The sequence below is a fragment of the Kitasatospora sp. NPDC004289 genome, assembly GCF_053602875.1.
On record NZ_JBSGEL010000075.1, the window covers coordinates 25861 to 36102 of the forward strand.

Annotated in this window: 6 protein-coding genes; 1 reads left to right on the forward strand and 5 read right to left on the reverse strand. The window is 73.9% G+C overall.

The window, feature by feature from the left end:
- Positions 1 to 9: 9 nt before the first annotated feature.
- The 3 genes from ACWEPF_RS33430 to mfd all read right to left on the reverse strand — a co-directional run bounded on the left by ACWEPF_RS33430 (position 10) and on the right by mfd (position 5802).
- Positions 10 to 1497 (reverse strand): protein kinase domain-containing protein, encoded by a 1488-nt coding sequence (locus ACWEPF_RS33430; RefSeq protein ID WP_452175536.1) that lies wholly within the window; start codon positions 1495 to 1497, stop codon positions 10 to 12.
- Positions 1494 to 1994 carry a hypothetical protein gene (locus ACWEPF_RS33435; protein WP_452175537.1) on the reverse strand — a complete coding sequence of 167 codons (501 nt, stop codon included), beginning with the start codon at positions 1992 to 1994 and terminating at the stop codon, positions 1494 to 1496. The genes ACWEPF_RS33430 and ACWEPF_RS33435 overlap by 4 nt, the downstream gene beginning before the upstream one ends.
- A gap of 187 nt (positions 1995 to 2181) precedes the next feature.
- On the reverse strand, positions 2182 to 5802 hold the full coding sequence (gene mfd, locus ACWEPF_RS33440; protein ID WP_452175538.1) for a transcription-repair coupling factor: 3621 nt from the start codon (positions 5800 to 5802) through the stop codon (positions 2182 to 2184).
- Positions 5803 to 6345: 543 nt separating this feature from the next.
- Here mfd and ACWEPF_RS33445 point away from each other — a divergent pair.
- The gene (locus tag ACWEPF_RS33445; protein WP_452175539.1) at positions 6346 to 7650 is read left to right on the forward strand and encodes a nucleotide sugar dehydrogenase; all 1305 of its coding nucleotides are present in this window, start codon (positions 6346 to 6348) and stop codon (positions 7648 to 7650) included.
- A 70-nt stretch (positions 7651 to 7720) separates the two neighbouring features.
- Here the strand turns inward: ACWEPF_RS33445 and ACWEPF_RS33450 are convergent, their stop codons facing one another.
- Entirely contained in the window at positions 7721 to 8956 is a 1236-nt protein-coding gene (locus ACWEPF_RS33450) for a hypothetical protein (protein ID WP_452175540.1), read from the reverse strand.
- Positions 8957 to 9201: 245 nt separating this feature from the next.
- Positions 9202 to 10242, reverse strand: a 1041-nt coding sequence (locus ACWEPF_RS33455; RefSeq protein WP_452175541.1) for an SUKH-4 family immunity protein, incomplete at its 5' end; no start/stop codon positions are given.

The window sequence follows — 10242 nt, forward strand, 5'->3', positions numbered from 1 at the left end:
GACGGGCCGTCAGCCGGAGGCGTACGGGTTGCCGCGGACCGGGGCGGGCGGTGGGGTGGCCGGGCCGATCGCGGCCAGGTGGGAGCGCAGCCGGAGCACGTCGGGGTGGTGCGGGCCGTGGCTGCGCTCGCGCTCCAGCAGGAGCTCGGTGAACTGCTGCCAGGCGGCCCGGCGTTCCCCCTGGCGGATCAGCAACAGGCCGATCTGCTCCCGGAGTTCGAAGGCCCGCTCGGGCTCCCCCGCCGCCCCGGCCAGCAGCTGCCGGAATTCGGCCAGCGCCTCCGGGTAGCGCCGCTGGGTCTGCAGGGCCCGGGCGTGGATGGTGCGGACGGTGCGCACCAGCGGCGCCGCCTCGCCGAGCTCGGCGCGGGCCCGGGGCAGCAGGCGGCCCGCCAGCTCGGTGACCTCGGCGTAGCGGCGGGCGGCGACCAGGTCGGAGAGCTGGTCGAAGGCGGCCGTCAGGTCCTCGGCGGCGGGCGGCGGCACCGCGACCGAGGGCAGGATGGCGGGGCCACCGGCCGACCGGCCCTCGCCCGTCGGGTCCGCGGCCGGCACCGGGACCGGGGTGGGAGCGGGCGGCAGCGGCTGGTGCGGGTACCGGTAGGGCGCGGTCGGATCGGGCAGCACCCCTGCGGCGGGCCGGAGTTCGGCCCGGGCCTGCGGGAGCAGCGGCAGCAGCCGGGCGTACACCGCGCGGGTGCCCGGCGGGCGGTCCTCGGGGCGCTTGGCCAGCAGGTCCAGCACCAGGGCCTCCAGCACCACCGGCACCTCGGGCCGCAACTCCCGCAGCGGAGTGGGTGGTTCGTCCACCTGCCGGCGCAGCACCCCGAGCGCGCTGGGCGCCTCGAACGGCGCCCGTCCGGCCAGCATCTCGTGCAGCAGGCAGCCCAGCGCGTAGAGGTCGCTGCGCCGGTCGGCACCGGTCGCGAGGGCCTGCTCCGGTGCCATGTACGCGGGGCTGCCGATCGGCACGCCGGTCAGGGTGAGCCTGGTCGCCGACGGGTCCAGTGCGGTTGCGATGCCGAGGTCCAGCAGCACCACCCGGCCGTCCTCACGGACCATCACATTGCTCGGCTTGAGGTCCCGGTGCACCAGCCCGGCGGTGTGCACCGCCTCCAGCGCACCGCAGAGCTGGGCCGCCACGGCGACCGCCCGCTCCAGCGGGCAGGGGTCCTGAGCGGCGATCAGGTCCGCCAGGCTCAGGCCCGCCACCCGCTGCATCACCAGGTAGAGCTCGCCGTCGTCCTCCCCCGCGTCGAAGACCGTCACCAGGCCCGGGTGGTCGAGCCCGGCGGTCACCCGGCACTCGCGCAGGAACCTGCGGCGCAGCGACGCGTCCGGGTCCGGGCCGTGGCCGAAGCGGGCGGCGCGGAGCAGCTTCACCGCGACCGGCCGCCCCAGGCGTTCGTCCGTCCCGGCCCAGACCTGCCCCATCCCGCCCTGGCCGATCGGCTCCCCGAGCCGGTACCGGCCGCCGACCAGCCGGGCGTCCCTCACGGACGGCCCTCCTGCGCCTGACGGCGCAGCAGCTCACCCAGCTGCTGGAGGTCGTCCTGGGTGGCCGGGCCCGCCTGCGGCTGCGGCTGCGGCGGGTACGAGGGCTGCGGCTGCGGCTGGTACGGGACCACGGGCGGCGGGTACCAGGGTGCCGGGGCGGGTGCCTTCGAGCGCCACTGCTGTTGGGTGTCCATCACCAGGAAGTGGACCGGGCCGCCGAGCCAGAGCGCGAAGAGGGCGAGCCCGCCCGCCAGGTCCAGCCCGCTGGCGACGTCCGGGTCCGGGTCGGTCAGCCCGACCGCGACGTAGACCAGGAGTTGGAGCAGCCCGGCCACCACCGCACCGGCCACGTCCGCCGCCCGCTTGCGCCGCACCGCCAGCACCAAGGACGGCACCATGCCCAGCAGTCCGAGCGACAGCAGCGGCACCAGGGCGAGCAGCACCTTCCCGCCGACCCCGAGCGGGCCGGGGTTGCTGCCGTACTGCTGACCAGCCATGGGTACTCCCGTACGAGCGCCGCCAAAACTCCCGGCACACCGTACCGCCTACGGGATGCGGGGGAAGGTGGTCGTACCGGGGGCGCGAGGAACTGCGCGCTACGGAAGGACGAGACCCGTGTGCCGGGTACGGAGATCCACTGGCACGTGAACGTCCGTACCCGGCACCCGGGTCAGGGTCTTCCGCCTAGCGGCCCTTCGGGGCACCCGCCAGGTCGTCGAACATGGTGCTCAGGAACTCCCGGCACCAGGCCAGCAGTTCGCGCCCGACCAGGGGCTTGCCGCCGATCCGGCCGGTGGACGGCCGCGGCACCAGGAGCTGCTGCGCCGTCGCCTTGACCTGGCTGCGCGGGTAGAGCCGGTTCAGCCGCAGCTGCTGCGACTCCCGCAGCTCGACCGGCCCGAACCGCACGAACTGGCCCTGGAGCGTGATGTCGCCGATGCCGCAGCGCCGCGCGTACAGCCGCAGGGCGGCGACCAGCAGCAGGTTCTCCACCGACTCCGGGAGCTTGCCGTAACGGTCCGTCAGCTCCTCCCGGACCTGGACGATGTCCTCCTCGGAGTTGACCGCCGCGATCGAGCGGTAGGCCTGCAGCCGCAGCCGCTCCCCCGGTGCGTAGTCGTGCGGCACGTGGGCGTCGACCGGCAGCTCGATCTTCACCTCCAGCGGCTCCTCCTCCGGCTCCGCCCCGCCGTTGGCCAGCGAGTCGCGGAACTCGGCCACCGCCTCGCCGACCATCCGCATGTAGAGGTCGAAGCCGACGCCGGCGATGTGGCCGGACTGCTCGCCGCCGAGCAGGTTGCCCGCGCCGCGGATCTCCAGGTCCTTCATGGCGACGTACATGCCGGCGCCCATCTCGGTGTGCTGGGCGATGGTGGCCAGGCGCTCGTGGGCGGTCTCGGTGAGCGGCTTCTCCGGCGGGTAGAGCATGTAGGCGTAGCCGCGCTCGCGGCCGCGGCCGACCCGGCCGCGGAGCTGGTGCAGCTGGGAGAGGCCGAAGGTGTCGCCGCGCTCGACGATCAGGGTGTTGGCGTTGGAGATGTCGATGCCGGACTCCACGATGGTGGTGGAGACCAGGACGTCGAACTCCTTCTCCCAGAAGTCGACCACCACCTTCTCCAGCTGGGTCTCGCCCATCTGCCCGTGCGCGGTGGCGACCCGGGCCTCCGGCACCAGCTCCTTGATCCGGGCGGCCGCCTTGTCGATCGACTCGACCCGGTTGTGGATGTAGAACACCTGGCCCTCGCGCAGGAGTTCACGCCGGATGGCGGCCGAGATCTGCTTCTCGTCGTACGGGCCGACGAAGGTCAGCACCGGGTGGCGCTCCTCCGGCGGGGTGGTGATGGTGGACATCTCCCGGATGCCGGTGACGGCCATCTCCAGGGTGCGCGGGATCGGGGTCGCGGACATGGTGAGCACGTCCACGTTGGCCCGCAGCTTCTTCAGCTGCTCCTTGTGCTCGACGCCGAAGCGCTGCTCCTCGTCGACGATGACCAGCCCGAGGTCCTTGAACTTCGTCTCGTTGGAGAAGAGGCGGTGGGTACCGATCACCACGTCCACCGAGCCCTCGAACAGGCCCTCCAGCACGGCCTTGGCCTCGGAGTCGGTCTGGAAGCGGGAGAGCGCCTTCACGTTCACCGGGAAGTTGGCGTAGCGCTCGGCGAAGGTGGAGAAGTGCTGCTGCACCAGCAGCGTGGTCGGCACCAGCACCGCGACCTGCTTGCCGTCCTGGACGGCCTTGAAGGCGGCCCGCACCGCGATCTCGGTCTTGCCGTAGCCGACGTCGCCGCAGATCAGCCGGTCCATCGGGACCGACTTCTCCATGTCCGACTTCACCTCGGCGATGGTGGTGAGCTGGTCCGGGGTCTCCGCGTACGGGAAGGCGTCCTCCAGCTCGCGCTGCCACGGGGTGTCCGGGCCGAAGGTGTGGCCGGGCGCGGCCATCCGGGCCGAGTAGAGCTTGATCAGGTCGGCGGCGATCTCCTTGACCGCCTTCTTGGCCCGCTGCTTGGTCTTGGCCCAGTCCGCGCCACCGAGCCGGTGCAGGGTGGGCGCCTCGCCGCCGACGTACTTGGTGACCTGGTCGAGCTGGTCGGTCGGCACGAACAGCCGGTCGCCGGGGTGGCCCCGCTTCGCGGGGGCGTACTCCAGCACCAGGTACTCGCGGGTGGCGCCCTGGACGGTGCGCTGCACCATCTCCACGTACCGGCCGACGCCGTGCGCCTCGTGCACCACGTAGTCGCCGGCCGCCAGGGCCAGCGGGTCGATCGCGTTGCGGCGGCGGGACGGCATCCGGCGCATGTCCTTGGTGGAGGACTTCTGACCGGACAGGTCGGTCTCGGTGACGACCGTGAGCTTGAGGGCCTCGTCCACGAAGCCGTGCTCGATCGAGCCGCAGGAGACGTACACCACGTCCCGGGTCGGCGCCCCGTCCAGGTCGGCGACCAGCCGGGCCGGGATGCCCTCGCCGCTCAGCACCTCGGCGAGGCGGGAGGCCGGGCCGTGGCCCTCGGTCACCATGACGACCCGCCAGTCGGCGTTCAGCCGCTCCTTGGCGTCGGCGATCGCCCGGGCGGTGTCGCCCCGGTAGGCCTCCACGGCGTGCATGCCGAGGGTCAGCGTGTTGGCGTCGAACTCCAGGATCTCGGTCACGCTGGAGTCGCTGGTGGCGAACGGGCTGACGGACCACCAGGGCAGCCCGATCTCCGCCGCGTGCTCCCGGACGTCCGCCAGCGACCAGAGCGAGGCGGCCGAGACGTCGATCATCTCGATGTCGATCGGCCGGTCGCCACCGGCGGCCGCGGCCACCCAGGAGGCGTGCAGGAACTCCTGACTGGTCGCCACCAGATCGGCCGCCCGGGTACGGACCCGCTCCGGGTCGCAGACCACCGTGACCGAGCCCTGCGGCAGCACGTCAAGCAGCAGCTCCATGTCGTCCACCAGCACCGGGGCCAGCGACTCCATGCCCTCGACCGCGATGCCCTGGGCGATCTTGTCCAGGATCTCGGCCAACTCCGGGTGCTGCTCCGCCAGTTCGGCCGCGCGGAGCTTGACCTCCTCGGTCAGCAGCAGCTCACGGCAGGGCGGCGCCCAGAGGCCGTGCTCGGCGATCTCCAGCGAGCGCTGGTCGGCGATCTTGAAGAAGCGGATCTCCTCGACCTCGTCGCCCCAGAACTCGATCCGGAGCGGATGCTCCTCGGTCGGCGGGAAGACGTCCAGGATGCCGCCGCGGACGGCGAACTCGCCGCGCTTCTCGACCAGTTCGACCCGGGAGTATGCGGCGGCCGCGAGCTTGCGGGACACCTCGCCGAGGTCGTGCTGCTCACCCCGCTGCAGGGCCACCGGCTCCAGCTCGGCCAGCCCCTTCACCTGCGGCTGCAGCACCGAACGGACCGGCGCCACCACCACCTGCACCGGCCCGGCCGCCGGGTCGTCGCCGCGCGGGTGGACGATCCGGCGCAGCACCGCGAGCCGGCGTCCCACCGTGTCCGAGCGCGGCGAGAGCCGTTCGTGCGGCAGGGTCTCCCAGGCCGGGAACTCGGCCACCGCGTCCGGCGGCAGCAGCGAGCGCAGGCTGGCCGCCAGGTCCTCGGCCTCCCGGCCGGTCGCGGTCACCGCCAGCACCGGACGCCCGCGCTCCCCGGCCGCCCCGGCCAGCGAGCGGGCCAGTGCGGCGATCGCGAACGGGCGGGCGGCGGGCGGCCCCACCAGGTCGAGGTGCTGCCGCTGTCCGGCAGCGGCCGCCTCGATCGCCTCGGCGAGGGCGGCGTCGCGGACGACGACGTCGAGCAGTCCGGACAGACTCATGCTTCTCGGCTCCACGGCTGGAGTGCCCGGGCGCCGGAGGACCCCGGCCGGGCAACGCGAACGACCCGGAACGCGGAGCGCCCCGGGGGTCTCCAGACTACGCCGCCACCCGCCCCGCCGCCGTGATCATCGGGCCGGTCGGTCCGTCCGGGCGGACACCCGAACCCGCTCACAGATCACGAACTCGACATATTGCCGACACTGCACGTCCATGGTGGTCGCGCAGCATGGTGTTCGTGCCCGCCGCACCCAACCGTGGGGGATGGCTGTGGCGGCACGGACGCACCTCCGATGGGGGTCGGGAGTGCGTGGCCGGGCGGCCCTGGGTGGGGGCGCCCGTGCCCAATCGCGGGAGCCGTGGTGCCTCTTCCTGGGAGGCGCCGCGGCCCCTGGCGTTTACGGACCCGTCCCATCCGGTGCTCTCCGTACCACTCTCCGACCACTTTGCCCGAAGCCCGGCGCGGCCGGTCGGGGCTCCGTACCCTCTCGTGTGAAGACGGTGTGGGGACACCGTGCGAACCGCAACGGAGGGGGTACTTCGTCATGCGCGTGGTCATCGCGGGCCAGGGCTACGTAGGGCTGCCACTGGCCGTCCGCGCGGCGGAGGTCGGGCACCAGGTGGTCGGGTACGACGTGGACGAGCGGCGGGTCAAGCGCCTCGCGCTCGGCGAGTCCTACGTCGAGGACATCCCGGCCGAGCGCCTCCGTCCGCTGCTGGACGACGGGAGCTACCAGCCGACCGCCGATCCGGCCGAGGTGGCGGGCTTCGACGTCGCGGTGATCACCGTGCCGACACCGCTGCGGGACGGCGTCCCGGACCTCTCCTACATCGAGTCCTCGGCCCGGCTGCTGGCGCGGCACCTGCGCCCCGGCGCCACCGTGGTGCTGGAGTCCACCACCTACCCCGGCACCACCGAGGAGCTGCTCGCCCCGATCCTGGAGGAGGGCTCCGGCCTGACGGCCGGTCAGGACTTCCACCTGGGCTACAGCCCGGAGCGGATCGACCCGGGCAACCCGACCTGGAAGCTGGAGAACACCCCCAAGGTGGTCTCCGGCACCTCGCCCGAGGGCCTGGCCGCCGTGGACGCCTTCTACTCGGAGCTGATCGAGCGCACCGTTCCGGTCTCCTCCTGCAAGGAGGCCGAGCTCACCAAGCTGCTGGAGAACACCTTCCGGCACGTCAACATCGCGCTGGTGAACGAGCTCGCGATGTTCGCCCACGACCTCGGCATCGACGTCTGGGAGGCGATCGACGCCGCCTCCACCAAGCCCTTCGGCTACCTGCGCTTCACCCCGGGCCCGGGCGTCGGCGGCCACTGCCTGCCGATCGACCCCTCCTACCTGTCCTGGCGGGTCGAGCGCGCGCTGGGCCAGTCCTTCCGCTTCGTCGAGCTGGCCAACGACGTCAACAGCCACATGCCCGACTACGTGGTCCGCCGCCTCGGCGAGGCCCTGAACGACCGTCACCGCTCGGTCCGCGGCTCCCGGGTGCTGCTGCTCGGCCTGGCGTACAAGAAGAACACCGGCGACGCCCGCGAGACCCCGGCCGCCCGGGTGGCCGAACTGCTGCTGCGGATGGGCGCCGAGGTCCGGGCCGCCGACCCGCACGTGGTCACGGGCGTCCACGTGGCCGAGCCGGTCATCCCCGGCCAGCGGGCCACCGAACCGGAGACCCCGTTCAGCGCGGTCGTCCGGGTCGAGGCCACCCCCGAGGAGCTGGCCGCCGCCGACGCGGTGGTGCTGCTCGCCGACCACGACGACTTCGACTACGAGGCCGTCACCACCCACGCCACGTACGTGCTGGACTGCCGCCGCCGCCTCAGCGGCCCGGCCGTCGAGGTGCTCTGATCCGCTGGAACGCCGCGGGCCCCGTCCACAGGGTGTGGACGGGGCCCGCGGCGTTCGGGCCGACGGGGCGTCAGCCGCGGCGGATGACCTCGCTCGGGTACTCGTGGCCGTCGTCCACGATCACGATCTTGGGGATGATCCGGGTCTCCGGCTCGGGCGCCGTGGCGGGCTCGGCGGCCGCGGCCTCCAGAACCGGGGCCGGGGCCGGGGCCGGGGTGGCGGCGGCCGGCGGGGCCGGGGGCTTGGGCGGGAGCGGCGCGGCCGGCGGGATGCTCGGCAGCGGGGCGGTCGGGGCCTCCTCGGCCGCTCGGAGCGCCTTGGGGGCCGGAGTCGCCGGGGCGGCGGCGGCCGACGGGGCCGGCTGAGCGTCGGCTGCGGGTGCGGCGTCGGCTGCTGCGGGCTCAGCGGCCGGTGCGGCCGCCTCGATCTGGCCGACGGCGGCACCGGTGAGGGCGGCCAGGGTCTGCTTGATGTGGTCCAGGTGCTGCTGCACCTGCTCGTACTTGGCGGTGAACTCGCGGTGCTCGCGCTCGCTCGCGGCCCGGATCCGCTCGGCCTCCCGGCGGGCCGCCTCGACCAGCGCGTCCGCCTCGGAACGGGCCTTGGCCTCGGCCTGCTTGATCGTGGCCAGCACCGACTCCCGGTGCTGCTCGGCCTCGCTCACCTTGCGCTCGGCGGTGGAGGAGATCTTCGCGTCCTCCGCGTCCGCCTTGGCCTCGACGGCGGCGAAGGTCTCGTCCGCCCGGCGGCGCAGCTCGGCCAGCTTGACCTCCGCGCGCTCCTGCGCCTCGGCGGCCGCCACCCGGACCTTGGCCGCGTCCGCGGTCGCCGAGTCCCGGATCGCCCGCGACTCCCGGTCCGCCGCCGCCCGCAGCTGCTCGGCCTCGGCCCGGGTCCGCTCGTCGGTGCGGCGGGCGGCCGCGTCGGCCTCGTTCCGGGTCGCCAGGGCGTGGTCGCGGGCGGCGTTGGCGGCCTTCTGACCGTTCTCGTACGCCTCGTCGCGGGCGTCCTCGGCGGCCTGCTGGGCGGCCTCCCGGACGGCGGTCGACTCGGAGTCCGCGATGCCCATCAGCTTCACGGCCTGCTCGCTCAGCACCGAGTAGTCCGGCTCCGGGGCGTCCTCGGCGGCCTGCCGGATCTCGGCCAGCCGGCGCTCCATCTCCCGGACGCCGGAGCCCAGCACGCTGAGCTGCTCCCACGCGCTGTCGCGCTCGGCGGTCAGCACGACCATCGCGTGGTCGACCTGCTCGGGGGCGTAGCCCCGGCGGGTGACGATGAAGCCGTGCTGGGAGACTGCGTCGCTCATGGTCTCTTCCCCTGTCGGTGCCGGTGGAGGCAGGCGCGGATAGGACCGTCCTCTTGACCTATTTTGCGCAAGTGGGATCGAAACCCAAACAAGGCCGTGCCGGGGCAGGTGGGTGAGGGGTCCCTGCCGGGGGCCCGGGGGCGGGGCCCGCCCGGGCAAGCCGCAGTAGGGCCGACAGGGTCTGCGGGACGGGACGGACGAGGGGCGCGTCAGCGTGTGACGCGCCCCTCATTGGTGAGCGTTCGTTACATCAGGCCGTCCCAGAACTGCTCCAGCAGCACGGACCACCAGGTCTCCGGTCCGGCCAGGGCGGCGGGGTCGACGGCCTGGAGCTGGGCCTGGAAGTCGACCGTCCAGCGGCCCGCCTGATCGGGCGTCAGCCCGTAGCGCAGGCGCCACATCCGCCCGAGCAGGGCGAGCGAGCGGACGAACTCCGGGACGCCGCTGTTGACGAACCGCGGAGCCTCCGCGCCCGGCCGCTCCAGGTCGACGGCGACCACCGCGGCCGTGCCGTACTGCACGCACAGCTGGCGCCCGTAGTCGTTGCCCAGCACCAGGTAGCCGCCGAAGTCCGGGGCGCCCGGCAGGCCGCGTTCGGCGGCCAGCTCGGCGAGGGTCGGGATCGGCCTGCCCTCCTGGGCCTGGGCCCAGAAGAACGGCGCGAAGTCGCGCGGCAGCCCCGCCCACATCAGCATCTGGGCGACCTGCTCGGGCACGCCCTGGCGGGACACCGCGCGCTGCTCGAAGCGGAACACCGCAGGCCCGAAGACCTGGGCCAGCTCGCCGCCCAGCTGCTGCGGGTCGGTGGGCGGCAGCGGCACCGCCCCGGCCGGCGGCGAGCCCGCCGGGGGCAGCGGGACGCGGACGGTGCGCGGGCGCTGCGGGCCCGCGGCCAGCTGGTGGAGCTGGTCGAGGTGGTCCAGCAGCACGGCCATGCCGGCCTGGCGGGCCTGGTGGTCGCGGCCGTACGCGGCGGTGTGGCTGATCCGGACGTTCGGCCAGGCCGCGCGGACCATCCGCTGGCAGTAACCGCCCGGGAGGTCGCAGGGCTCCAGGTCGGTGTGGAGTTCGAGCACCTGGTCCGGGGGCACGTTGAGGCGGCGCAGTTCGGCGAGCACCTTCACCTCGGGGTGCGGGGTGCCCGGTTCGCTGCGCTGCATCACCGTCTGCTCGGAGCCGTCCGGGCCCCGGCGGGCCAGCAGCTGCTCGGACACCGGGGGGTCGTGGGGCAGTTCGAGGCCCATGGTGGCCCGGAAGCCGGGCAGCAGGGCGGCGATGGTGGCCGG